This window comes from Mesorhizobium sp. CA14 (assembly GCF_020165195.1).
Taxonomy (GTDB): domain Bacteria; phylum Pseudomonadota; class Alphaproteobacteria; order Rhizobiales; family Rhizobiaceae; genus Mesorhizobium.
In genome coordinates, this window is the sequence record NZ_JAIUHR010000022.1 from 85,791 (window position 1) to 109,048 (window position 23,258).

The 23,258-nt window shown below is 64.2% G+C and carries 23 protein-coding genes and 1 pseudogene; 15 read left to right on the forward strand and 9 right to left on the reverse strand.

The genetic code is table 11. The annotated features are described in order from the left end of the window. Positions 1-21: 21 nt before the first annotated feature. A complete protein-coding gene (locus LB565_RS21195) occupies positions 22-666 on the reverse strand; it encodes a response regulator (protein WP_224587409.1) in 645 nt (214 codons plus the stop codon). Positions 667-937: 271 nt separating this feature from the next. Beyond that, the gene (locus tag LB565_RS21200; RefSeq protein ID WP_224587411.1) at positions 938-1,615 is read right to left on the reverse strand and encodes a sensor histidine kinase; all 678 of its coding nucleotides are present in this window, start codon (positions 1,613-1,615) and stop codon (positions 938-940) included. 267 nt (positions 1,616-1,882) lie between these two features. Between LB565_RS21200 and LB565_RS21205 the strand changes: the two genes are divergently transcribed. From LB565_RS21205 to LB565_RS21215, 3 genes are all read left to right on the forward strand, one after another. Next, positions 1,883-2,299 (forward strand): hypothetical protein, encoded by a 417-nt coding sequence (locus LB565_RS21205; protein WP_224587413.1) that lies wholly within the window; start codon positions 1,883-1,885, stop codon positions 2,297-2,299. A 189-nt stretch (positions 2,300-2,488) separates the two neighbouring features. Beyond that, on the forward strand, positions 2,489-2,941 hold the full coding sequence (locus tag LB565_RS21210) for a hypothetical protein (RefSeq protein WP_224587414.1): 453 nt from the start codon (positions 2,489-2,491) through the stop codon (positions 2,939-2,941). After that, positions 2,941-3,408 (forward strand): hypothetical protein, encoded by a 468-nt coding sequence (locus LB565_RS21215; RefSeq protein WP_224587416.1) that lies wholly within the window; start codon positions 2,941-2,943, stop codon positions 3,406-3,408. Before LB565_RS21210 ends, LB565_RS21215 begins: the two co-directional genes overlap by 1 nt. A gap of 331 nt (positions 3,409-3,739) precedes the next feature. Here LB565_RS21215 and LB565_RS21220 read toward each other — a convergent pair whose 3' ends face one another. Then, positions 3,740-4,447 (reverse strand): pyrimidine 5'-nucleotidase, encoded by a 708-nt coding sequence (locus LB565_RS21220; protein WP_224587418.1) that lies wholly within the window; start codon positions 4,445-4,447, stop codon positions 3,740-3,742. 150 nt (positions 4,448-4,597) lie between these two features. On the opposite strand from LB565_RS21220, the gene LB565_RS21225 reads away from it, so the two are divergent. From LB565_RS21225 to LB565_RS21235, 3 genes are all read left to right on the forward strand, one after another. Continuing rightward, positions 4,598-5,359, forward strand: coding sequence for a GGDEF domain-containing protein (locus LB565_RS21225; RefSeq protein WP_224587458.1), 762 nt, complete (start codon positions 4,598-4,600; stop codon positions 5,357-5,359). Positions 5,360-5,531: 172 nt separating this feature from the next. Beyond that, positions 5,532-5,690, forward strand: a complete 159-nt coding sequence (locus tag LB565_RS21230; RefSeq protein ID WP_224587421.1) for a hypothetical protein — start codon at positions 5,532-5,534, stop codon at positions 5,688-5,690. After that, complete coding sequence (locus LB565_RS21235) at positions 5,687-7,126, forward strand: GMC oxidoreductase (protein WP_224587422.1); 1,440 nt, start codon at positions 5,687-5,689, stop codon at positions 7,124-7,126. The genes LB565_RS21230 and LB565_RS21235 overlap by 4 nt, the downstream gene beginning before the upstream one ends. Positions 7,127-7,208: 82 nt before the next feature. Here the strand turns inward: LB565_RS21235 and LB565_RS21240 are convergent, their stop codons facing one another. Beyond that, entirely contained in the window at positions 7,209-7,376 is a 168-nt protein-coding gene (locus LB565_RS21240) for a hypothetical protein (protein WP_224587425.1), read from the reverse strand. 95 nt (positions 7,377-7,471) lie between these two features. On the opposite strand from LB565_RS21240, the gene LB565_RS21245 reads away from it, so the two are divergent. Beyond that, positions 7,472-7,960: a MarR family winged helix-turn-helix transcriptional regulator gene (locus LB565_RS21245; RefSeq protein ID WP_224587427.1), complete on the forward strand. Its 489-nt coding sequence runs from the start codon at positions 7,472-7,474 to the stop codon at positions 7,958-7,960. 81 nt (positions 7,961-8,041) lie between these two features. Here LB565_RS21245 and phhA read toward each other — a convergent pair whose 3' ends face one another. Further along, the gene (phhA, locus tag LB565_RS21250) at positions 8,042-8,878 is read right to left on the reverse strand and encodes a phenylalanine 4-monooxygenase (protein ID WP_224587429.1); all 837 of its coding nucleotides are present in this window, start codon (positions 8,876-8,878) and stop codon (positions 8,042-8,044) included. A gap of 136 nt (positions 8,879-9,014) precedes the next feature. On the opposite strand from phhA, the gene LB565_RS21255 reads away from it, so the two are divergent. Then, a complete protein-coding gene (locus tag LB565_RS21255; protein ID WP_095769494.1) occupies positions 9,015-9,491 on the forward strand; it encodes an Lrp/AsnC family transcriptional regulator in 477 nt (158 codons plus the stop codon). A gap of 103 nt (positions 9,492-9,594) precedes the next feature. Then, positions 9,595-11,147: pseudogene (gene bchE / locus LB565_RS21260) on the forward strand (magnesium-protoporphyrin IX monomethyl ester anaerobic oxidative cyclase). Between the two features lie 43 nt (positions 11,148-11,190). On the opposite strand, the gene argB reads toward bchE, so the two are convergent. Then, the gene (gene argB / locus LB565_RS21265) at positions 11,191-12,084 is read right to left on the reverse strand and encodes an acetylglutamate kinase (protein ID WP_224587432.1); all 894 of its coding nucleotides are present in this window, start codon (positions 12,082-12,084) and stop codon (positions 11,191-11,193) included. Between the two features lie 101 nt (positions 12,085-12,185). After that, complete coding sequence (locus tag LB565_RS21270; protein WP_224587434.1) at positions 12,186-13,682, reverse strand: amidase; 1,497 nt, start codon at positions 13,680-13,682, stop codon at positions 12,186-12,188. A 143-nt stretch (positions 13,683-13,825) separates the two neighbouring features. Here LB565_RS21270 and LB565_RS21275 point away from each other — a divergent pair, with 143 nt between their 5' ends. The 4 genes from LB565_RS21275 to msrB all read left to right on the forward strand — a co-directional run bounded on the left by LB565_RS21275 (position 13,826) and on the right by msrB (position 16,578). After that, positions 13,826-14,365, forward strand: coding sequence for a sigma-70 family RNA polymerase sigma factor (locus tag LB565_RS21275; protein ID WP_224587435.1), 540 nt, complete (start codon positions 13,826-13,828; stop codon positions 14,363-14,365). Further along, the gene (locus tag LB565_RS21280; protein ID WP_224587437.1) at positions 14,362-15,078 is read left to right on the forward strand and encodes an anti-sigma factor domain-containing protein; all 717 of its coding nucleotides are present in this window, start codon (positions 14,362-14,364) and stop codon (positions 15,076-15,078) included. The genes LB565_RS21275 and LB565_RS21280 overlap by 4 nt, the downstream gene beginning before the upstream one ends. Before the next feature lie 209 nt (positions 15,079-15,287). Then, a complete protein-coding gene (locus LB565_RS21285; protein ID WP_224587439.1) occupies positions 15,288-15,845 on the forward strand; it encodes a fasciclin domain-containing protein in 558 nt (185 codons plus the stop codon). Positions 15,846-16,074: 229 nt separating this feature from the next. Next, complete coding sequence (gene msrB / locus LB565_RS21290; protein WP_224587441.1) at positions 16,075-16,578, forward strand: peptide-methionine (R)-S-oxide reductase MsrB; 504 nt, start codon at positions 16,075-16,077, stop codon at positions 16,576-16,578. Positions 16,579-16,750: 172 nt separating this feature from the next. On the opposite strand, the gene LB565_RS21295 is transcribed toward msrB, so the two are convergent. Together LB565_RS21295 and LB565_RS21300 are read right to left on the reverse strand one after the other, a co-directional pair. Continuing rightward, complete coding sequence (locus tag LB565_RS21295) at positions 16,751-18,364, reverse strand: DHA2 family efflux MFS transporter permease subunit (RefSeq protein WP_411970678.1); 1,614 nt, start codon at positions 18,362-18,364, stop codon at positions 16,751-16,753. 120 nt (positions 18,365-18,484) lie between these two features. Further along, complete coding sequence (locus LB565_RS21300; protein WP_224587443.1) at positions 18,485-19,678, reverse strand: HlyD family secretion protein; 1,194 nt, start codon at positions 19,676-19,678, stop codon at positions 18,485-18,487. Between the two features lie 132 nt (positions 19,679-19,810). Here LB565_RS21300 and LB565_RS21305 point away from each other — a divergent pair, with 132 nt between their 5' ends. Beyond that, a complete protein-coding gene (locus LB565_RS21305) occupies positions 19,811-20,509 on the forward strand; it encodes a TetR/AcrR family transcriptional regulator (RefSeq protein WP_224587445.1) in 699 nt (232 codons plus the stop codon). A 199-nt stretch (positions 20,510-20,708) separates the two neighbouring features. Continuing rightward, complete coding sequence (locus LB565_RS21310; RefSeq protein ID WP_411970679.1) at positions 20,709-23,168, forward strand: DNA translocase FtsK; 2,460 nt, start codon at positions 20,709-20,711, stop codon at positions 23,166-23,168. Positions 23,169-23,258 lie beyond the last annotated feature (90 nt).

The window sequence follows — 23,258 nt, forward strand, 5'->3', positions numbered from 1 at the left end:
AAACAAACCTGCCCGGTCTGCCTACGCCGGCAGCTCGACCAGCCAGCCATTCGAGTGCGCGAAACGCACGATGGCCGCTCGTGAGTGCAGCTCGAGCTTCTCGGTTGCCCTGGTGCGGTAGGTCTCGATGGTCTTTATGCTGAGGTTGAGCCGGGATGAGATTTCCTTGTTGCTGTAGCCGAGCGCCACCAGCTGGATGACCGACCGTTCCCGTTCGCTGAGATTGCCGGGATCGCCCTGCGGTGCGCTGCGCGGGCTCAATATGCGCGCCGCAAGCGCGGGATCGACGTAATTGTCGCCGGCCAGCACGCAGCGGATGGCCTGCAGCAGGTCCGTCGCCGTCGATCGCTTGACCACGAAGCCGCGTCCGCCGGCCGCAAGCACCTGGCGCAGGCAGCCCGGGTCTTCGTGCGCCGTCAGCGCTATGCAGCTGACCTCGGGAAAGCGCTCGCCGAGCCGTTCGATCAGCGTGACCCCGTTGACACCCGGAAGCGATATGTCGACCACGGCGACATCGGGCAGCGCCTTGCCGATCCCTTCGAGGGCATCTTCGGCATTCCCGGCAAGTCCGACGATCGTCAGATCGTCCTGGCTGTTGATCATCGCGCCGACCCCCGACAGGATGATCGGATGGTCATCGACTACGAATATGCGCCTGCAGCACACCTTAACCTCCATCAGTCTGCCAAAGGCCCTGTCACGCGGAAAGGGTCCTCTTGTCCTTGATGGTCTAGGCAACTGCCCCGCCTGGCGCGGGACGCCCGTCTGTTCTCGCGGCCTGAACGGCCGCAACGGGTAAGCCATCCCCCGCCTAACCCAATAAGCCGGACTGTAAGCCGCGGCTAATGTCCGGGATGTGCAGCGCTTCACGTAACCCCACCTGACGCAGAAGATGTCGTTTCGGACTTGATCGCGTTTTGCCGCCACGAAACGTCGATCAGCCGGCGAGAGGCACATCGGCGTAAATGGTAGTCCCCTTGCCCTTGGCGGTTTCAACCGACAATTTGCCGCCGACCAGCGCCAGCCGCTCCCGCATCCCGGCAAGGCCCAGATGGCCCGGACCAGGTTCGGCGCTGCCGTCGAAGCCGCTGCCGTCATCTTCGATCGTCAGGCGCATCCGGTCGTCATGGATGTGCGCCGTGACGCTTACGCGGCTCGGCGCGGCATGCTTGCCGATATTGGTGAGCGCTTCCTGCGCAATGCGGTAGAGCGTGAGCGCGATCTCGGCAGGCGGCGGGCTCGAAAGGGCTTCAAGGTCCATCTCGCATGGAATGCCGAGTTGACCGCAAAGCATGGTTGTCAGGTCCTCGACCGAAGCTCTGAGGCCTTGGCGATCGAGGTCCGCGGGGCGCAGGCTCCAGGCGGCGTCATGCACCCTGGCGCTGAGCTGGTCGATAAGCATCGCGGCGCGCTCGAGGCGGGCGTCCATCTCCGGCGAGCCGGCGCGAACGATGTGCAATTCGAGCGCGATGCTGGCGAGCATCTGGCCCAGATCGTCATGCAGCTCGCGCGACAGGCGCAGGCGCTGCTCTTCCTGCACGGCAACCAGACGCCGCGCCAGGCCACGGCGCTTTCCCGAGCTATCTTCTTTGCCGGTGTCGATGCCACCCTCCATCGACTTTCTTTTCCCGTCAACGCCGCGCCCGCGAGAAGAGGCACAAGGGGTTGATGCTCCGCGCAATATACACCCGGCATATGCCTTTATGCCTGTCAGTTTTTTCCCGATTGCTTCAACTTTTCCTGACACGGGGTCAGCAGAAAAACCGGCAGCACCTGCCGATCAGCCCGAATGTATCGCCATTATTTCTGCGTGCATCCTTCAAGCGTCCTCCCGGTCATCTTGAACTGGCCGGGAAGCTCAACGCAAACCAAGGAGAACGTCATGAGAAAGATCATCCTGGCCGCGGCCGTGCTGTCGGCTCTGACTGGTTCGGCATCCGCATTTTCGGTCGGTAGCGGCAATGGCAACGGCAATGGCAATGTCGGCGTCGGCAATGGCAATGGCAACGGCAATGCCAATACCGGCGCCTTCAACGGCAACTTCAACGGCAACGGCAATTTCGGCTTCGGCAACGGCAATGGCAACGGCAACGCCAACATGGGCGCCTTCAACGGCAACTATAACGGCAACCTCAATGCCGGCGCCGCCAACGGCAATGGCAACGGCAATGGCAACTGGGGCCTCGGCAACGGCAACCTGAACGGCAACGGCAACTTCGGCCTCGGCAACGGCAATGCCAACGGCAACGCCAACGCGGGCATTGGCAACGGCAACGGAAACGGCAACGCCAACCACTAGCGCCGTCCAACCGACAGCGTCGCCAAGCCTTCACTTGGAACGACGCTGATGGCTCTGGGACCGTCGAGCCAAGCGCCCGTCCCCCGCGCAAGGCTGTCGCGAATGTCGCCGGCGGTCCCAGTCCTTTTCGCCCAATCCTTTTTGAACAGATCCCAATTTCAAAAGCTAAGCCATGGAAGGAGCTCGCAGATGAAACGCTACGTCATACCGGCGCTATGCCTGGGGTTGTTGAGCGCAACCGCGGCGAAGGCTGACGCCACAACGGGCAGCCAGGCCTTCGGCATGTCGGCCGTCCAGGGGGCGATCGGCAAATACGGCCAATCCATCGGCGCGAACGTCAGGGGCATGAACCCGCTCGGCAGCCTGGGTGGCAATGTCGGCTACAAGAACAGCGGTACCGGCAATGTCGGCGCCTTCAACAGCGGCACCGGCAATGTCGGCGCTTTCAACGGCAACAACAACACCTCGCCGACAAGCGGCAACGGCAACATTGGCGCCTTCAACGGCAACTCCAACACCGGCCAATACAACGGCAACGGCAACATCGGCGCCGGTAATGGCAACTTCAACGGCGGCAGCTTCAACGGAAACGGCAATGTCGGCGCCTTCAACGGCAACTCCAACGGCCGGGGGAACCGCTGATGACGGGCTTGAGATCATCCACGCCCGCCCGGCCCCGCAAGCGCCGGGTGACGGCGAGACTGCTTGATGGCAACGGCCTCGCGCTCTGCACGCTGCTTGCCGCGTTCCTGGCGGCCGATGCCTCGGCCCTTGTCAGGATTTCCGACCTTCCGATCGGCGGCGGCGCCACCAACGGCCTTGGCAACACCGGAAATTTCAACGGCAACGGGAATTCCGGCAACTTCAACGGCAATGGCAACAGCGGCAATTTCAACGGCAACGGCAATGCCGGAAACTTCAGCGGCAATTTTAACGGCGGCAGCTTCAACGGCAACGCCAATTGCGGCAATGGCCACGGCAATGGCTACGCGTCGGACGGCAATGGCAACGGTACGAGAGCGTCGGGCAAACCCGACCTGTGCCGGTTTTTGAAGGAGCTGAACGGCCGACTGGGACTGCCGCCCGGCACGATTCCGGATTTCGATTAGGTCCTCGATACAAGGTCGCAGGCCGATCGATAGGCCAGATATTCACCGCTCATTCGATGAAATCAGCGCAAACGCTGAGGATTGGCCGAAGCCTCCCAGCCTCGTCATTCCAGGGCGGAGCAGCCGCAAAGCGGCGTCGCGGAGACCCTGGACTCCATCCGTGACGCTGATCAAAGAATGCAGCGGCGCAGAATTCTGCACCGCAGCAGCGCTCGGGAGTCACGGAATGGATCCTCGGGCCTACGCGCGTCGCTTCGCTCCTTGCTCCGCCCGTGGATGACGACTGGCCGGCGTTTCGGCCAATCTCCAAGGCATGCCTATGTAAACAAATTCAGGCCGCCACGTCGACGATCGCGGTCAGGAAGCCGGCGAGGTCGTCGGTGACGAAATCGACGTCGTCCTCGTTTGCCGGGTCGCGTTCCCAGATCTCCGAGAAGGTCGGCTCGAAGTTGCGCGGCACCACCAGCACGGTCGTCATGCCGAGCGTTTTCGGCACGGCCAGATTGCGCGCCAGGTCCTCGAACATCACCGCATTGTGTCCGGTCACCGAATGCAATTCGGCAAAGCGCTCATAGGTCTGGCGCTCCGGCTTGGGGCTCAGCCCCGCCGCCACGATGTCGAAGATGGCGTCGAAATGCTCCAATATGCCGAGCTGGCGCGCGGTGCGCTCGGCATGCCTGCGGTCGCCATTGGTGAAGATGAATTTGCGCCCGGGAAGCTGGCGGATCGCCGCGCCCAGCACCGGGTCCGGCACCAGCCGCGAATAATCGATGTCGTGCACCTTCTCGAGGAAATCGTCGGGATCGATGCCGTGCCGCTTCATCAGCCCGTTCAGCGTCGTGCCGTATTCCAGGTAGAGCTCCTTCTGCAGCTTGCGGGCGTCATCGCGCGAAAGCGTCAGCAGCTCCCCGACATAGGCGGTCATCTTCACGTCGATCTGCGCGAACAGGTTCGAGTGATGCGGATAGAGCGTGTTGTCGAGGTCGAACACCCAGTCCGTGACATGGGCGAAGCGGGCGGGATCGGGCGTCGTTGTCATGGATTTCTTATGGCATGCCGACGCTGGATTTATCCACAACTTATGCGCGTCACGAACTGTGAAAATGGCGCCTCGCTTCAAATTTTAAAAGTCCTGGAAAGGTCGCCTTTAACGCTTGCTGGCACACAAGCTGACCCTTGGGAGCAAGTGATGAGTCGCATATTTTTGAGGGCCGCTGCCGTGGCGTTCGCTTCGGTCGCTGCCTCGCTGTTGTTGACGTTGATTGTGATTCCGGCAATCGGCTTTCCGATGAGCCGCACGGTCTGGCTGGCGTCGACGGTTTGCCCGCTCGTCCTCGCCTGGGCTGCCAGCGCCAGCAGCTTCTGGCGGAGCGATCGGTTGCAGAATGCTCATCGCGAGCTTGCCCGGGCCCACGCGCAACTCGCGGCGGCCCACAGGCGCCTGTCGGAAAAGGCAAGCCGCGACGACATGACCGGCATGCTCAACCGCGAAACTTTCTTTGCCGCGCTCGACGGGTCGCGGCGCAAGAGCGATCGCGGCGCGCTCCTCATCATCGACGCCGACCACTTCAAGAGGATCAATGACAGCTATGGTCATCTGACGGGGGACGAAGCGCTGCTGCTGATCGCCGGCGCCATCGAGCGCGGCATCCGCCGTGGCGACGTGCTGGGCCGCATCGGTGGCGAGGAGTTCGCGGCCTTCCTGGTCGGCGCCGACGAAGCGGAAGCCAAGCATATCGCCGAACGCATCCGCCGCGAGGTCGAGCTGATCCGTTTCCGCCCCGTCGACGAGCGGACCGTGCCGCTCACCGTCTCGATCGGCGGCATAAGCTGCGGCGAGAGCGCGACCGTTTCCGATTTGATGCGCGCCGCTGATCGCAGGCTTTACGAGGCCAAGAACCGCGGCCGCAATCTTTCGATCCTCGATCGCGAGCTTCCGGAAGCGGCTTGAGCTTCGCCGCGGGCGTTAGGAAAGCCCTAACCATGTCCATGTTCAACCGCGCTAAACTTCCTCGTGTAACGCAGTTTTCATCCAGCTTTGGCACGAAACTGGCCTCGGTGGCGGCATCTGTGCCGGCCAGGAACGGCATGCGTAGATCGAGGCCCCTATCGAGAGACGTGTCATGAGCAGGTTCATAAGAAAAATGTCGCGCCGCGCGATCGTGCAGGCGCTGATCACGCTGCCGGCCCTGTCGCTGTTCCGCAGCCAGCAACCCGCGGTCGATGCGGATGAGGTCGTCGAGATCAATGGCTGGATCCTGCGGCGGAGCGACCTCGCGTGATCTTCGACAGCTACGAAGCCTATAAGCAGGCCGGTTTCAAACCCAAGGCCTGCATCCTCGGCTCCGGTCCCGCAGGCACGACGATCGCCAGGAAACTCGGCGCCGCCGGCATTCCGGTCGTCGTGCTGGAGGCGGGCTCGCGCGAATTCAGCGAGGAGTCGCAGGATTTCTACCGTGGCAAGACGGTGGGCGATTTCTACTTCGACCTCGACATCACCAGGCTGCGCTTCATGGGCGGCTCGTCCAACCACTGGGCCGGCTGGTGCCGCGTGCTCGACAAGCAGGACTTCGAGCCCAAGGCATGGGCGCCGGACACCGGCTGGCCGATCAGCCGCGCCGACATCGACCCCTATCTTGGCGAAGTCCATGACATTCTCGAGCTTCCGGCCTTCCGTCCGGACGTGCCGGTTTCGGACGACATCCGCTGGGTACAGTTGATCAAGAGCCTCGCGGTTCGTTTCGGCGAGAAATATGCGGACGAGCTCGACAAGAGCAAGAACATCGCCGTCGTGCTCAACACCTATGCGACCGAGCTTGCCGGCGACGGCAAACGCGTCACCGGCGCGAAGCTGTGGTCGAACGGGCAGGACGCCGGCACCTTCAGCGCCGACTATTTCGTCGCCTGCACCGGCGGGCTGGAAAACTCGCGGCTGCTGTTGTGGTCGAATGAGCGCTCGAATGGCGGCGTGGTGCCGAACGCGGCGGCGCTCGGCCGCTACTGGATGGAGCATCCGACCTTCGAGGGCGGCAACGCCATTCTTGCCAACTACTCGGAGTTCGAGGTCGATGCCTCGAACGAAGCCTTCTTCTCGCCGACGCTTGCCGCGATGGAACGGCTGCAGATCCTGAATTTCGGCATCCGCCTGATCGAGAGCCCCTATCCCAATGTCAAGAAGCTGATCGCCGACCTTGCCTGCACCGCGCCGAACATGGCGGAGTGGATGTCGTTCCAGCTGGACCAGAGGCTGCGTTGCGCCGCCCAGCTCTATGTCGCCTGGGAGCAGGCGCCGCTCGCCTCGAACCGGATCGAGCTGTCGAAGACCGATGTCGATCATGCCGGCGTGCCGCGCATCGAACTGCGCTGGAAGAAGTCGCCGCTCGAGCGCCGCACCCTGCTCGAGGGCCTCAGGCTCTTCGGCACGACCATGGCGCAGAAGAATCTCGGCCGCGTCCGCATCGACGACTGGATCAGCAATGGGGGCGATTACCCGATCAACGAGGAGACGGCCGGCCACCACCATATGGGCGGCACCCGCATGGGCACCGATGTCTTGAAGAGCGTCGTCGATGCCAATTGCAAGGTGCACGGCATGGACAATTTCTATGTCGGCGGCTCCTCTGTGTTCTGCACGTCGGGCCAATGCAACCCCACCACGACCATCACCGCGCTCGCCTGCCGCTTGGGCGAGCATCTCGGCAAGGTGATTGCCGTCTGACCTCCGAAACGCCAGCGGCGCCGGTGCCCGAAATGGCAACCGGCGCCGCCTTGGCGCGCCTTTTGGGAAATTGCGAGCTCGCTTACAGTCCGTAGACGGCGATGCGCACCAGCACGGCCGCGGCGGCCAGCGCCACCAGCAGAATGCCGAGGCCGATAGGCGAGCCCCAGCCATACCATTCCATCGCCAGCTTGGCGTATTTGTATTCCTCCTCGTTCGAGAGAGGAGCGCGCTGTTCGATCAAGTTCATTGTTCACTCCTTGTCGGCGACTTTGCCCTTGCGTTGCAAAAGGTGGTGTCGGATATTGATACGATGGTCTGAATGTTAGGCAGATTGATAATTAGATGATTGAAACAAATCCGTCAAGCACGAAACGCGATGAGATGACCAAAGCCGTCGGCCTCGCCGTCATGCGTTGGCAGGACGCCGTGCAGGCCTATGACGAGGCCGTGGGCGCGCGGCTCGGGCTGATCGCGGCCGAGCGGCATTGCCTGAGCCTGCTCTATGCGGGGCCGCAATCGGCAGGCGCCGTGGCGGCGTCAACGGGGCTGACACCGGCGGCGGTCACGGCCCTGATCGACCGACTGGAGGCGCGCGGATACGTCACCCGGACCCGCAGCCTGGAGGACAGGCGCAAGGTCGTGATCGAGGCGACCGAGCTGACCAGAAAATTGTCGGAGCGCTATTACGGCACGATCGCCCGGGAAGGCGAGAAGGTGGTGGCGAGCTTCAGCGATGCGGAACTCGCGACCGTGCTGCGCTTCATCAATGCGGCACTTGAGCTGCAGAGCGAGCAGTTGGCCAGGATCAAGGCCGAGCCCGACACGGCTTAGTAATCTGCAAAAGCGCAAAGCGGCCCAGCTGCCTGCCGGGCAGCTGAACCGCCCCGAATGTCGGTTGGGCGAAAACCGACCTCAGACTGTCGCCGGGTCGAGCGCCGGCTGACCCTTGAACCGCGCCACGATGCCGGCGAGGTCGCCATGGGCGAAAGCATCGCGCAGCGCATCGAAGGACGGCAGCACGAAATAGGCGCGCTGGAATTTGTCGATCTCATAGCCGGTGCGCATCACCGTCTCGAGGTCGAACGGCACATGGTGGGCGTCCTTGCTCTCGACCGCGAATTGCAGCTCGGTGAAGGACGACATCAGCCCGGCGCCGAAGGCCTTCAGCGGCTGCCCGGCTTCCTGGATGAGGCCGTACTCGGCGCTGTACCAGTAAAGCCTTGTGATCATCTCGTCGCCGCCGAGCGCGATCAAGTCCTCGGCCTTGTGGCCATACATCTGCATGAAATCGGCGAACACCGGCTGGGTCAGGATCGGCACATGGCCGAAGAAATCGTGGAACATGTCGGGCTCGACGATGTAGTCAAGCTCTTTTTTTGTCCGCAGCCAGTTGGTGACGGGGAAGCGCCGGTTGGCGAGATGCTCGAAGAATGGGCCAGCCGGAATGAGGCCAGGCACCGCGACGATCTCCCAGCCCGTCAGCTTGGCGAGCTTTTCGCTGACCTCGTCGAAATTGGGAATCCTGTCGAGCAGGCCGAGCGCGGCGACGCCGTCCAGATAGGAATGGTGCGCGAGCTTCTGGGTCAGCTTCGTCTGACGGTCGCAGAGCGTGCGCCACACAGCCTGTTCCTCGGCTGAATAGTCGTAACGTTGAGCCACGGTGAAATCGCTGCGGCAGACCGAATAGTCGCCGCGAAGACCCTGCGCCGCGCATTCGGCGGCGTAATCGGCAACGCTGATCGTCATCATATCCTCCTCAAGATCGTGACCCGCGGATCGTGGAGAGCAGTTTAGGGGCGATCCATGAGGCAAATCAGCCTTGTTCTGTAGCTCGCCGACAGTTTCTGAGGTAAAAGCCCTCGGATCAACGCGAGATCGAGAAGACATGCCTCAATTCGACGATTTCGAGATCAGGATGCTCGACATCCTGCAGCGCGATGGCCGCAAGCCCGTCTCGGAGCTGGCGCAGGAGATCGGCCTGTCCACCACCCCTTGCGCACGCCGCTTCGAAGCCTTGCAGGAAGCCGGTATCATCAAGGGCTTTGCCGCCGTGCTCAGCCGCCGCGCCGTGGGCTTGACCGTCGAGGTGTTCATCCAGGTGCGGCTGGTCAGCCACAGCGACGGCTCGCCCGAAAGCTTCATCGCCGCCGTGCAGCGCATGGATGAGGTCTCGTCCTGCTGGACGATGACAGGCGACTACGATTTCCTCCTGCATGTCTTGGTGCCGTCGGTGGACGACTTGAACGCCTTCGTCATGCACCGGCTGATGCGCCTGCCCGGCGTGCGCGACGTGCACACGCAACTGGTGCTGCAGAACATCAAGGGGCCTGGCCACGTGCCGCTTAGCCATCTGCGGCGCTGATCCGGTCAAATCTGGCGAAAAGCTGCGTGGAAACTGCTGAACCGCGCCAAGGCGGCTTCGGCATTTGTCATTAGCACAAGCGGACCAACACAAGAGGTCCGCCATGAACATCGTGCTGATCAATCCGCCGCACACGGCCATCGGCAGCCGCGTGCCTGACGACCATCTGCCGCCGCTCGGGCTGCTGGCGATCGGCGGGCCGCTGATCGATTCCGGCCATGATGTGCGGCTTGTCGATGCCGAGTTCGGGCCGATGCCGCTTGCCACGCTTGTAGACGAGGCTCTGCGCGGCGATCCGGACTTCATCCTGATCGGCCATTCCGGTTCGACCTCGGCACATCCGACGGCTTTGCGCATCGCCGAAATGATCAAGGCCCGTGCACCGCACGTCATCGTCATCTATGGCGGTGTCTTTCCGACCTATCACTGGCGCGACATCCTCGGTGCGACCGACGTCTTCGACTTCATCGTGCGCGGCGAGGGCGAGGCGACCGCGACGGCGCTGGTCGAGGTGATCGAGATGCGCCAGCCGGTGGCGAGCGTTGCCGGCATCGCCTATCGCGACGACCTCGGCCGTCCTGTCGCGACGCAGCCGGCCATGACCATCGCCGATCTCGATGCTTACCGCGTCGGCTGGGAGCTGATCGATCATCGCCGCTACTCCTACTGGGGCAGCAAGCGCGCGGTGGTCATGCAGTTCTCGCGCGGCTGCCCGCATCTGTGCAACTACTGCGGCCAGCGCGGTTTCTGGACCCGCTGGCGCCATCGCGACCCGGTCAAATTCGCCAAGGAGATCGCCTGGCTGCATCGCGAACACGGCGTCGAGCTGATCAACCTGGCCGACGAGAACCCGACCTCCTCGAAAAAGGCCTGGCGCGCCTTTCTCGAGCCATGATCGCCGAGAACGTGCCCGTGCTGATCGTCGGCTCGACCCGCGCCGACGACATCGTGCGCGATGCCGATATCCTCCACCTTTACCGTAAGGCCGGAGTCATCCGTTGGCTGCTCGGCATGGAAAACACCGACGAGGCGACGCTGTCGCTGATCCGCAAGGGCGGCAGCACGAAGTCCGATCGCGAAGCGATCCGGCTGCTGCGCCGGCACGGGATCCTGTCGATGGCGACCTGGGTCGCCGGCTTCGAGGACGAGACCTTGCGCGATCTCTGGCGCGGCTTCCGCCAGCTCATCGCTTATGACCCCGACCAGATCCAGGCGCTCTATGTCACGCCGCATCGCTGGACGCCGTTCTTCCGCATCGCGCGCGACCGCAAGGTGATCCAGCAGGATGTGCGCCTGTGGGATTACAAGCACCAGGTGCTGCACATGACCCGGCTGAAGCCATGGATGCTGTTCTTCGCCGTCAAGCTGATCGAAGTCGCAGTGCAATCGCGGCCGAAGGCGCTGGCGCGCATCCTGTTCCACCCCGATCCCGAGCAGCGCCATTCGATGCGCTGGTACACGAAGATGGGCCGCCGCGTCTGGTTCCGCGAAGTCTGGGGGTTTCTCGCCCGCGACCGCCGCGTCACGGATGGACCGACGCTCGCCGAGTTCTGGGGCGCGCCGCAGGACGCCGAGGAAGAATCGATGATCATTCGGCGTCGGGCGCGAAAGCCGGCCGTGCCCGCTCTTGAAGGCGAAAGAAGATTAGCCGGCTGACTATGGTAATTCACCGCTTCACGGAAACGGTGTACTTGCCTTCCTACGGAACGATCAGCGTGCCGGCGCCATGCTCGGTGAACAGCTCCAGCAGCACTGAATGCGGCGTCTTGCCGTTGAGGATGACGACGCCTTCGACGCCGCGCTCGATCGCCTCGATGCAGGTCTCGACCTTCGGGATCATGCCCCCCGACACCGTGCCGTCCTTGATCAGCGCCTTGGCTTCGGCGACCGTCAGCTCGTCGATCAGCTTCTTGTTCTTGTCGAGCACGCCGGGCACGTCGGTGAGGAAGAGCAGGCGCGAGGCGCGGCATGCGCCGGCGATCGCACCGGCAAACGTGTCGGCATTGATGTTGTAAGTGTGGCCGTCGCGGCCGGGGGCGACCGGCGCCAGCACCGGGATCATCTCCGAGCGCGCCAAAAGATCGAGCAACGTGCGGTCGACCTCGACCGGCTCGCCGACAAAGCCGAGATCGAGCACCCGCTCGATGTTGGAATCCGGGTCGATCATGGTCTTGCGAGCCTTTTCGGCGAACACCATATTGCCGTCCTTGCCGCACAGTCCGATCGCCCACTCGCCCTCGGCGTTGATCAACGCCACGATCTCCTTGTTGATCGAGCCCGCCAGCACCATCTCGACGATCTCGACCGTCTTCTGGTCGGTGACGCGCAGCCCGCCCTCGAACTTGGATTCGATGCCCATCTTGTTGAGCATCGCGCCGATCTGCGGCCCGCCGCCATGCACCACGATCGGGTTGACGCCGGACTGTTTCAACAGCGCGATGTCGCGGGCGAACGCCTTGCCGAGCTCGGTGTCGCCCATGGCATGGCCGCCATATTTCACCACCACCGTCTTGTTCTCATAGCGCTGCATATAAGGCAGCGCGCGCGAGAGCAGCGCGGCCTGCATTTCGGCGTTGGCGGCGACGTCCGTCATCGATGTGATCCCGGCTAGTGTGAATTGCGGCCTCTTAGCGGGAATTGCCGCAGGCCGCAAACGGCTTTGCGGTCACAATGACGAAATCGTGTGCCGAGCTTCTAAGCGGGCACCTTGAGCGGCGCGCGCCGCTTCAGCCATCCCGAAAGCTTCTCCATCTGCGCGGCGAAGGACAACAGCGTCTCCTCGTCGCCCGGCCGGCCGGCCGCCTGGATGCCGAGCGGCAGGCCGGCTTCGGTGACATGCACCGGCAGCGCGATCGACGGCTGACCGCTGACATTCTGGATCGCCGGCCAGTGGGTGAACCACAGGCTCTTGTCCATCAGCTGGCCGAAGAATGACTTGACCTTGAGCAGGCTTGTCAGATGCAATTTGTCGAGCAGGTTCTCGAGGAACTCGTCCGCGCCCTTGGGGTCCATCGAACCGCAGGCCAGTGGCGGGTGCGCGATGATCGGCATCAGCACGGCGTCGAACCGGGCCGTCTCTTCGATCAGCCGCCGCGCCGTGGCATTGAGCCGCTGCACGCCCTCATAGACTTCGCCGGCGGACAGCATTTCGCCGAGACGGGCGAGCACGCGGGTCGCCCGCTCGACCTCGCCGGCCACCGGGCGGCCGACGCGCTGCGCCTCGGCCCGCATCGTCCCGGCAACGGCCGCGGCGACACTCCGGCAGAAATCGGCGATGAAGTCGCGGCCGATGAAAGGCAGCTCGATCTCCTCCACCGTGTGGCCGCCTTCGCGCGCCAGCGCCACCGCGGTGTCGAGCGCCTGGAGCGTCTCGGCCGAGATCGGCAGGCCGAGCGGCGACTTGCGGTAGACGGCGAGGCTGAGCTTGCCCGGGTCGCGCGCGGCGGCCGCGGCAAACGAGCCTTTCGGCGCGCGGGCAGCATAGGGCGAGAGCGGATCGGCGCCATGGGTGAGGTCGAGCAGCAGCGCGGTATCGCGCACCGAGCGGCTGACGGCGTGGTCGACGACCATGCCGTACCAGCTTTCGCTGACGAGCGGCGTCAGCGGCACGCGGCCGCGCGAGGTCTTCAGGCCGACCAGTCCGCTGCAGGCCGAAGGCACGCGGATCGAGCCACCGCCGTCGGAAGCGTGCGCCGCCGGCACCACGCCCGCCGCCACCAGCGCCGCGGAGCCGCCGGACGAGCCGCCCGTGGTGTGACCGGTGTTCCACGGGTTGCGGGTGATGCCGAAGCAGGCCGACTCCGTCACCAGCCTCAGCCCATGCTCGGGCGAGGTGCTGGTGGCGATCGGGATCAGCCCGGCGGCGAGATAGCGCTCGACCATCACCGAGTTGAAATCGGCGGTGAAAGGCGGGATGCGGCTGCCGCCATGGATCGGTACGCCTTTGATGCCGATGCCGAGATCCTTGAGCGCGAACGGCACGCCGGCCAGCGGCAGCGTGCGGTCGATCGTTCTGGCCCGCGCCCGCGCGTCATCGTAAAGCGGCGTGGCAATGGCATTGATGTCCGGCCTTGTCGCTTCGGCGCGCGCGATCGCCGCGTCGACCAGCTCCGGCGGCGAGATTTCATTCCTGTGCACGAGGTCGGCGAGACCGGTTGCATCCCGCTCCCAAAGCACGTGTTCAATCGACATCGCCGCCCCTCTTTTGGCGAAGACTATCTCATGAGCCTGCAAATCGGTATCGGGATTCGACAAGCCAATGACACGACAACGTTGGGGTGACGAAGCTCTCGGCGGCCCGTTGCAATTAGATCGCAATCTTCTAATTTGCCGCCATGGGGCCTCAGGACATCAGCAAGCTGATCGTCCGGACTTCGATGAAGGACCGGGCGGCGTTCGATCTGCTCTACAAGCAGACCAGCGGGAAACTTTTTGGTGTCTGCCTTCGTGTCTTGCGGGACCGGAGTGATGCGGAAGAAGCGCTGCAGGAGGTCTTCGTCAAGATTTGGACGAAAGCGGACCGTTTCGCGGTTTCCGATCTGAGCCCGATTTCCTGGCTGGTGGCCATCGCGCGCAATCATGCGATCGATCGCATCCGGGCGCGGCGCAGTCCTTCCGCCAACATCGACACGGCCCTCGACGTCGCCGATCCGGCGCCGGGACCTGAGACCATGGCTGTGGCGGGCGGCGAGGCCGAACGCATCCACCATTGCCTCGATGAACTCGAGAAAGACCGGGCGGCGGCCGTCCGGGGCGCCTATCTGAGCGGCGAAAGCTATGCCGAGCTGGCGGAGCGCTTCAAGGTTCCGCTGAACACGATGCGGACCTGGCTGCGGCGAAGCCTGCTCAAACTGAGAGAATGCCTGGAAAGATGACGCTGGCGCAAGACAACGGACCGGAACGTGGAGGCGACGACCTGCTCGCCGCCGAATACGTTCTCGGCGTCCTGGCCGCCGACGAACGCCAGATCGCATCCCGTCGCATCGACACCGAGACAGCCTTCGCCCGCCTGGTCGATGCCTGGGAGGTCCGCTTCGCGCCGGTGGCCGCCGCCTATGCCGCGGTCGAGCCGCCGGCTTCGGTCAAGGCGGCGATCGACCGCCGCCTGTTTACGTCGTCCGCGTCCACGGCGCCCGGCGGCGGCATGTGGACGAGCCTTGCCTTCTGGCGCGGCCTCGCCGCCGCGGCCATTGCCGCCCTGGCCGTCTATGCCGCGCTGCCCTACGTCAATCCGCTGGTCCCGCCCCCCGAGACCAGGCTGGTCGCGTCTCTGGCCGCCGACAACAGCAACGTCAAATATCTTGCCGTCTATGACGCCGCACGCCACGAGGTCGGCCTGTCGCTGGTCTCCGGCGACCGCGGCGCTGGCAAGGATTTCGAATTGTGGATGATCGAGGGTAAGAACGCGCCGGTGTCGATGGGCGTCATCCCCGCCGGCCCGACCGCGCGCATGCCGGTCGCGCCCGCCGTCCAGCAGAAGCTCGCGCAAGGCGCCGTGCTCGCCGTCAGCCTCGAGCCAGCCGGCGGTTCGCCGACCGGCCAGCCGACCGGTCCGGTCGTTGCTGCGGGTGACCTGAAGGGCATCTGACCCAAAAGCGGCGCATTATTAAAGACGAAAGAAAGTCCATCTCTTGCCTTTTTGCGAACGGTAGAGGTCCACGCTCGCAACAGGCAGCGCAAATGAAATAAATCGAACGAAGAAAAAATCTCCCGGAGTCGGTGAAACTAAGTTTTTTCGGACCCGTATCTCCTCGCGTTCCCAAAGATGGGAAGAAACAACCCGAGGAGACTGACACCATGCGTAAACTCGCCACCCTTTTGCTCGCCTCTGCGCTCGGCCTTTCGGCGCTCGGCGCCGTTGCCTACGCCGCCAATCCCATGGTCGGCGGCGCGCCGATGTATGCCAAGAAGAACATCATCGAGAATGCCGTCAATTCGAAGGACCACACCGCGCTGGTCGCCGCCGTCAAGGCAGCCGGTCTCGTCGACACGCTGCAGGGCGCCGGCCCCTTCACCGTCTTCGCGCCGACCAACGAGGCCTTCGCGGCGCTGCCCGCCGGCACGGTCGACACGCTGCTCAAGCCCGAGAACAAGGACAAGCTGACCAAGGTGCTCACCTGCCATGTCATCGCCACCAAGGCGCTGGCGGCCGATGTCGCCAAGATGGCCAAGGCCGATGGCGGCGCGCACCAGGTCAAGACCGTCGGCGGCTGCGAGCTGACGCTGAAGGCGGAGAAGGGCAAGGTCACCGTCACCGACGAGAACGGCAATGTCGCCCACATCACCATCGCCGATGTCCGCCAGTCGAACGGCGTCATCCACGTCATCGACAAGGTTCTCTTGCCGAAGATGTAACAAAGCGGACCTGGCCGGCGAAGACATGGCTGAGCGCCGGCCACGACATCCAAGATCCGCGTTGCCGGCAAGAGTGTGCTCCGCGTCGTTCCATAAGGGGGGCGCGGAGCAGCATCCGGAGCCAGGAAGGTTTCTGTCCGGAATTGCTCGAACCAGGGGATGGAGCGTCACCGGCTTTTGATTTCCGGGCGGCGCTTTATCTTGGCAAAATGCGTCAGGAGGAACGGCCATGAACCGTCGTGATTTTCTCTGGAGCGGGGCCGCCGCCGCCGCTCTCATCGCCGGATCCGCAGCGATGCTGCGCGCCGGCGGGCCGAAGCCGGCTTTGGCAGCCGAGACTTTCGAAGTCACCAAGACCGATGCCGAATGGCATGCCATTCTGTCCGATGCCGCCTTCGACGTGCTGCGCAAGCAAGGCACCGAATATCCCGGCACCAGCCCGCTGCTCAACGAGCATCGCAAGGGCATCTTCGCCTGCGCCGGCTGCGACCTGCCGGTCTATTCGTCGGAGACGAAATTCGATTCCGGCACCGGCTGGCCGAGCTTCTGGCAGGAGATCCCGAACTCCATCGGCAAGACCGAGGACCGCTCGCTCGGCATGACCCGCATCGAGGTGCATTGCCGGCGCTGCGGCGGCCATCTAGGCCATGTCTTCGACGACGGCCCGCCGCCCACCGGCCTGCGCCACTGCATCAACGGCGTGGCGCTGAGCTTCAAGCCGGCGGCGGCTTGAGCAATTCCAGGAAAAAGCTGCAGCGGCTCGGCGCCTTCGCCGTAGCCTTCCGTCCGGAATTGCGTCAAAAAAGCAAGGGTCACTTTCAATCTCTCCAAAAAGAATGACCCCGGAAATCGTCGCCGATTTCCGGGGTCACGCGTTGAGGAAGCCAGGCGGGGGTTCCGGCTCCTCAATGGCCTCCGCCGCCAGCGCCGCGCTGCTGCGCCGGCTTGTTGATGAACAGCACGAAAAATCCGAGCGAGGCGAACAGCACGGTCAGCATCATGAACACGTCCATGAAGGACAAAAGCGCCGCCTGCTGGTGCACCATGCCCGACAGCTTCGAGACCGCAGCGCTTGGGGCGTCGAGGCCGGCGGTCTGCTCGAAATTCCGCGTCATGTTCTGCAGCTTGGTCTGCGCCGCCTCGCTGCCCCACTGCACATGCTCGGAGAGCCGCGCATAGTGGAAGGCGTTGCGGTCGATCAGCACCGTGTTGATCACCGCGAGGCCGACGGCGCCGCCGAGGTTGCGGGTCAGGTTGAACAGGCCCGACGCATTCTTCAGCCGTTCCGGCGGCAGGGTGCCGAGCGCGATGTTGTTGATCGGCACCATGCACAGCATCATCGAGCAGCCGCGCAGGATCTGCGGGATCAACAGCTCATAGAAATCCCAGTCGGCGGTGAGATGCGTCATCCACCAGGTGCCGGTGGCGAAGCCGACGAAGCCGATCATCATCATCAGCCTGAGGTCGATCTTGTTCGACAGGATGCCGGCGACCGGCGCGGTGAAGAACATCGCCAGACCGCTGACGAACAGCGCCTCGCCGATCATCATCGAATCGTAGCCGCGGATACGCCCGAGGAACACCGGATAGAGATAGGTGAGCCCGTAAAGCCCGATGCCGACGACGAAGGAGAACAGCGAGCCGAAGGCGAAGTTGACGTTGCTGAAAGCCCTCAGGTCGACGATCGGCTCCTCGGCGGTGAAGACGCGCCAGAAGAAGATGACGCCGCCGATGGTCATGATGACTGCGCAGGCAAACACTGCCGGCTCCTGCAGCCAGTCGTGGTTAGGGCCTTCCTCCAGCACATATTCCATGCAGCCAAGGAAAGCGGCCATGCCGATCAGGCCCCACCAGTCGAACTTCGAGAAGAGCTTGAGATTGGGCTTGTCGAAATCGATCAGCGACCAGGCGGCCGTGGCCACCAAAATGCCGGGCACGACATTGATCAGGAACAGCCAGTGCCAGGACATGGCATGGCTGATATAGCCGCCCACCGTCGGGCCGATCGTCGGCGCCAGCGTCGCCACCAGGCCGATCATCGGCGAGACGACGGCGCGCTTGGAGGGCGGGAAGATGGTGAAGGCGGCCGCGAACACGCTGGGGATCATGCCGCCGCCGATGAAACCCTGGATGGCGCGGTAGACGATCATCTGGTCGATATTGGTGGCGGTGGCGGCGAGCGCGCTGGCCGCGGTGAAGCCGGCCGCCGCGGTGGTGAACAGCACGCGCGTCGACAGCATGCGGCTGAGAAAGCCCGACAGCGGGATCATCACCACCTCGGCGATCAGATAGGCGGTCTGCACCCACGGGATTTCGTCGGAGCTGGCGCTCAGGCCCGCCTGGATTTCCGAGAGCGAGGCCGACACGATCTGGATGTCGAGGATCGCCATGAACATGCCGAACACCATCGCCAGGAAGGCGACGACGCGGCGCACAGGCATATGATCCGCGGGCAGGGCCGGCGCGGCAGCGACCGGACGTGCGGGCATCGTTCCTGCGGTGATGGTTGCGGTTGCCATGTCATGGCCTCCCTAGGCAATTCTCGAGGACAGGCGCGTGGCGGTCCCGGATTGCGTCGAAACGGATAAAGCAGGCTGGGCGGCTCGGCGCTCGCAAATGGCCACCGAACCGCCCCCCAATCAGTTGGTCGTCGAGGCCGGCGCGGTGCGGCTGTCGACCGCGACGACGACGCTCAGGCCGGCGCGCAGCCTGCCGGTCTTCAGCACGTCGGCCGGCACATCGATGCGCACGGGCACGCGCTGCACCACCTTGGTGAAGTTGCCGGTGGCGTTTTCCGGCGGCAGCAGCGAGAACACCGCTCCCGAAGCCGGTGCCAGCGATGAGACCGTGCCTTCGAAGGTCTGGCCATCGATCGCGTCGACGGTGATGCGCACCTTCTCGCCGGGCACCATGCGGCCGAGCTGCGTCTCCTTGAAGTTGCCGACGATGTAGAGCTTGTCCATCGGCACGACGACGGCGAGCTTCTGGCCGGGGCTGACGAGGTCGCCCTGCTCGACCGAGCGGTTGCCGACGACGCCGTCATAGGGCGCCCTCAGCACGGTGAAGGAGAGGTCGCGCAGGGCCTTGTCGCGGGTGAGTTGCAACGAGGCGAGCGTCGAGGCCGACTCCGCGCGCTGCGCTTCCAGCACACCGATATTGGCCTGCGCCGCGGCGATCTGCGCGTCGGCGCCGACAAGAGCCGCCTTGGCCTGGTCGAGCGCGGTCTGGGCGTCATCGAGCTGCGCCTGCGTGCCGACATGGGTCTTGACCAGCTGCGCCGCACGGTCCTGGGCGCGGGCCGCATTGTCGGCGGCTGCCTGGTCCGCGATCTTCTGCGCCTGGGCCTGCGACAGCGAGGCCTGGGCTGCCTTGGTCTGCGCGTCTATGCGGTCGAGCGTCTTGCTCAAGGTGGCGATCTGCGCCTCGGCCTGGGCGACGGCGATCTTGTAGTCGCCATTGTCGATGACGAACAGCGGATCGCCGGCCTTGACCTGCTGGTTCTCGCTCACCAGCACCTTGTCGATGTAGCCGGATATTTTCGGCGACACGAACGACATATCGGCCTGGACATAGGCGTCGTCGGTGGAGATCATGAACCGACCGTCGGTCCAATAGTTATACCCATACCAGGAGCCGGCGCCGAGCAGGGCAAGCCCGATGATCGGCAAAAGAAAAGAGCGGACAGAGCGCTTTTTCTTGGCGCGTGCTTCAGCCGCGGGTGTCGCAACGGGAGCGGCGGGCTGGACAGGAACTTCCGGCGCTTCGGTCGACGGCTGGACCTTGGCGTTGGGAAAAGAGCGGACTTCGGCGGTGGCGGGCGCGTTCGAGGACATAGCGATCTCTCTGGATGTCAGTCAGACTGAACCGTTCGGTTCGAATTCGAGATTGACATAGCGCGGAAAGAGGACCATATCAAGAGGAAATCGAACCGAGCGGTTCGAAATATTTTCTAAGGAATGACTTCAATGGTCGACACGACAGCCGATAGCGATCTGCTCGACTTACGCAAGGGTCGCCCTGCGGCCGGGCAGGACCCGGTCAAACGCGCCCAGATCATCGAAGGCGCCCGCCGCGTCTTTATAGACAAGGGCTTCGAGGCGGCCTCGATGAACGACATCACGCGCGAGGCCGGCGTCTCCAAGGGGACGATCTACGTCTATTTCCAAAACAAGGAAGAGCTGTTCGAGGCCCTCATCGAGGAAGAGCGCGGCACCATCTTCAAGAACATGTATGAGGTGCTCGACCATTTCGACGATCTGCGCAAGACGCTGGTGAAGTTCGGCACCGTGCTTTCGCTGAAGATCACCTCGGCCAAGGTCATCCAAGCCCAGCGCACCGTGGTCGGCGCGGCCGACCGGATTCCGGAGCTTGGCGCGCGCTTCTACGAACGCGGCCCCAAGCGCGGCCACGACAAGGTCATGGCCTTCCTCAACGAAGCCGTCGAACGCGGCCTGCTTCAGATCGCCGACGTCGACCTTGCCGCCTACCAGTTCACCGAGCTTTGCCTCGCCGGTCTGTTCCGCCAGTGCATCTTTTCCTATCGCACCAAAGCGCCGAGCCAGGCGGAGATCGAGCACGTCGTGACGTCCGGCGTCGAAGTGTTTCTCAAGGCCTATGCCACGGAAAAATTCTTCGCCGAGGAACGGGCGTCGGTAACGGCCTGATCGTCCCGGCCGCGAAGCTTGAAACGCCGCGGCGCGCCTTGAAAAACCGCCCGGCGCGGCGGTTTGCGTCGGTGCCCCGGAAGGCCTTCTGCCAGCAATTTTTCAAACGCTGGTCGGTGTGATCCGGCGGGTCTGTCGGAAGGACCTGTTAACCATCGCTTCCTATGTCTCGGGAGACGTTCAATCGCGAGTCTCGAGAATGACATCCATGCGTTTTCCCCGTGCCAATCTTTCCGGCGCTTCCGCCTATCAGGGCGACGACGATCACCGCGCGGACGGGCGCCGGGGCGGGGTTGCGCAGCCGCAGGCGGGGCAGGTCGTGACGTTGCGGTCCTCGATCCAGGGCGAATCGCACGCCGCTCGTGGCGCGTCGCTCAATTCGGCGGATGACGGCGAATTCGGCCGCCCGGCATGGCAGAACTATTTCTTCCTCGCGCCCAATGTGCGCTTCACCCGCACGCCGGACACCGACCTCGCCAGGCGGGCCGCCCCGCAGGAAGATGCCGCGCAGGGCAAGGCATCCGCGGCCGAGCCTGTCCGGCCTGCGCCGCCGGCTCCGCCGCCAGCCGCTCCGGTCCGGAAAAGTTCCGCCGCTCCCGCCACGGCGCCGATGCAAACCAGGCCGGTCCGCGCACCAGTTGCCCCTGCCACAGTCCCGGCCCCTCCGGCCGCGCCGAGCCAGGCTGCCGCCGCTCCGACGCCAAAGCCGCGCCCGAGCGGACTGCGCTGGTCCTATCTTTCCGACCATGCCTTTTTCGAATTCGGCATTCCCTTTCTTGCCGAGCGCCTGGCGCGGGCGCGCCTGAACGAGGCGGGGCAGGCGCCGGCCCTTCCGGCGCAGCCACTGGTGCAGCCGATGCCGGCGCAGCGTCCGGCCGCGCAACCGGTCCAGCCCCGTGCCGCATTCATGAGCGAGGCGACGTCGTTTTACCGGGTCATCGAATGGCGCTCCAACGCGGCGAACGCCGGCCCTGCTCCGACGCCGGCCCTCGCGGCCGTCGAACCGATGCCTGTCGATCCCGTCCCGGTTTCGGCCCCAGTGAGCGCAAGGTCGGCCAGGCAGGCGCCTTCGCTGCCCATGGCCGGCGAGGTCGTGCCGTTGTCCGCGATGGTCGGCTATGAGCTTCCCTCCGAGAATCTTCTGCAGATGCCGCCGGAAGGCCAGGGCTTCTACATGTCGCAGGAGCGTATGGAGCAGAACGCCGACCTGCTCGAAAGCGTGCTGGAGGATTTCGGCGTCAAGGGCGAGATCATCCATGTCCGGCCCGGGCCGGTTGTCACGCTCTACGAATTCGAGCCGGCGCCGGGCGTGAAATCCAGCCGCGTCATCGGTCTGGCCGACGACATCGCCCGCTCGATGTCGGCCATCTCGGCGCGCGTCGCGGTGGTGCCGGGCCGCAATGTCATCGGCATCGAGCTGCCCAACGAGACGCGCGAGACGGTCTATTTTCGCGAGCTGATCGGATCGGCCGGCTTCCGCAACACCTCCTGCAAGCTGGCGCTCGGACTCGGCAAGACGATCGGCGGCGAACCGGTCATCGCCGAGCTCGCCAAGATGCCGCATCTCTTGGTGGCGGGCACAACCGGCTCGGGCAAGTCGGTCGCCATCAACACCATGATCCTGTCGCTGCTCTACCGGATGAAGCCGCAGGAATGCCGCCTCATCATGGTCGATCCCAAAATGCTGGAACTCTCCGTCTATGACGGCATCCCGCATCTTCTGACGCCGGTCGTCACCGATCCGAAAAAGGCCGTCACGGCGCTCAAATGGGCGGTGCGCGAGATGGAGGACCGCTACCGCAAGATGGCGCGCCTCGGCGTGCGCAACATCGACGGCTACAACCAGCGCGCGGCGGGCGCCCGCGACAAGGGCGAGGTCGTGACCATGCAGGTGCAGACCGGCTTCGAGAGGGGCACCGGCGAGCCGCTGTTCGAGGAACGCGCGATCGACCTCGCGCCCATGCCCTATATCGTCATCATCGTCGACGAGATGGCCGACCTGATGATGGTGGCCGGCAAGGAAATTGAAGGCGCCATCCAGCGCCTGGCGCAGATGGCACGTGCCGCCGGAATCCATCTGATTATGGCGACGCAACGCCCGTCCGTCGACGTCATCACCGGCACGATCAAGGCGAATTTTCCGACCCGCATCTCCTTCCAGGTGACGTCCAAGATCGACAGCCGCACGATCCTTGGCGAGCAGGGTGCGGAACAACTGCTCGGCCAGGGCGACATGCTGCACATGGCCGGCGGCGGGCGCATTTCGCGCGTGCACGGCCCCTTCGTTTCCGACCTCGAGGTCGAGCAGGTCGTGGCGCATCTGAAAGCGCAGGGGCGTCCCGAATATCTCGACACCGTCACCGCAGACGAGGAGGAGGCCGAGGAAGCGGCCGATGCGGGCCCGGTCTTCGACAAAAGCGCGATCGGGGAAGAGGATGGCGACGCGCTCTACGAGGAAGCCGTCAAGGTGGTCAAGCGCGACAAGAAATGCTCGACCTCCTACATCCAGCGCCGCCTCGGTGTCGGCTACAACCGCGCCGCCTCGCTGGTCGAGCGCATGGAGAAGGAAGGGCTGGTCGGCGTTCCCAACCATGTCGGCAAGCGCGAGATCCTCACCGGCCGGCGCGATCGCGAGCCCGAACGCGATGAGATGGATTGAGCGGGCGCGCCAGCCCCTTGTGTATAGCGAATCGTTCATTGTGTTGGTCGCCGCGGATGGGGCGATCACCCCGTCCGCGGCGGCGGCCGA

Bases quoted from the DNA above. Each gene is read 5' to 3' on its own strand.
- LB565_RS21225 (WP_224587458.1), top strand. From the start codon at position 4,598: ATGAGTCGCATATTTTTGAGGGCCGCTGCCGTGGCGTTCGCTTCGGTC.
- LB565_RS21285 (WP_224587439.1), top strand. From the start codon at position 15,288: ATGCGTAAACTCGCCACCCTTTTGCTCGCCTCTGCGCTCGGCCTTTCG.
- LB565_RS21205 (WP_224587413.1), top strand. From the start codon at position 1,883: ATGAGAAAGATCATCCTGGCCGCGGCCGTGCTGTCGGCTCTGACTGGT.
- LB565_RS21230 (WP_224587421.1), top strand. From the start codon at position 5,532: ATGAGCAGGTTCATAAGAAAAATGTCGCGCCGCGCGATCGTGCAGGCG.
- LB565_RS21255 (WP_095769494.1), top strand. From the start codon at position 9,015: ATGCCTCAATTCGACGATTTCGAGATCAGGATGCTCGACATCCTGCAG.
- LB565_RS21210 (WP_224587414.1), top strand. From the start codon at position 2,489: ATGAAACGCTACGTCATACCGGCGCTATGCCTGGGGTTGTTGAGCGCA.
- msrB (WP_224587441.1), top strand. From the start codon at position 16,075: ATGAACCGTCGTGATTTTCTCTGGAGCGGGGCCGCCGCCGCCGCTCTC.
- LB565_RS21245 (WP_224587427.1), top strand. From the start codon at position 7,472: ATGATTGAAACAAATCCGTCAAGCACGAAACGCGATGAGATGACCAAA.
- LB565_RS21295 (WP_411970678.1), bottom strand. From the start codon at position 18,364: ATGGCAACCGCAACCATCACCGCAGGAACGATGCCCGCACGTCCGGTC.
- LB565_RS21310 (WP_411970679.1), top strand. From the start codon at position 20,709: ATGACATCCATGCGTTTTCCCCGTGCCAATCTTTCCGGCGCTTCCGCC.
- LB565_RS21300 (WP_224587443.1), bottom strand. From the start codon at position 19,678: ATGTCCTCGAACGCGCCCGCCACCGCCGAAGTCCGCTCTTTTCCCAAC.
- LB565_RS21275 (WP_224587435.1), top strand. From the start codon at position 13,826: ATGGGGCCTCAGGACATCAGCAAGCTGATCGTCCGGACTTCGATGAAG.
- LB565_RS21305 (WP_224587445.1), top strand. From the start codon at position 19,811: ATGGTCGACACGACAGCCGATAGCGATCTGCTCGACTTACGCAAGGGT.
- LB565_RS21200 (WP_224587411.1), bottom strand. From the start codon at position 1,615: ATGGAGGGTGGCATCGACACCGGCAAAGAAGATAGCTCGGGAAAGCGC.
- argB (WP_224587432.1), bottom strand. From the start codon at position 12,084: ATGACGGACGTCGCCGCCAACGCCGAAATGCAGGCCGCGCTGCTCTCG.
- LB565_RS21270 (WP_224587434.1), bottom strand. From the start codon at position 13,682: ATGTCGATTGAACACGTGCTTTGGGAGCGGGATGCAACCGGTCTCGCC.
- LB565_RS21220 (WP_224587418.1), bottom strand. From the start codon at position 4,447: ATGACAACGACGCCCGATCCCGCCCGCTTCGCCCATGTCACGGACTGG.
- LB565_RS21215 (WP_224587416.1), top strand. From the start codon at position 2,941: ATGACGGGCTTGAGATCATCCACGCCCGCCCGGCCCCGCAAGCGCCGG.
- LB565_RS21240 (WP_224587425.1), bottom strand. From the start codon at position 7,376: ATGAACTTGATCGAACAGCGCGCTCCTCTCTCGAACGAGGAGGAATAC.
- phhA (WP_224587429.1), bottom strand. From the start codon at position 8,878: ATGATGACGATCAGCGTTGCCGATTACGCCGCCGAATGCGCGGCGCAG.
- LB565_RS21280 (WP_224587437.1), top strand. From the start codon at position 14,362: ATGACGCTGGCGCAAGACAACGGACCGGAACGTGGAGGCGACGACCTG.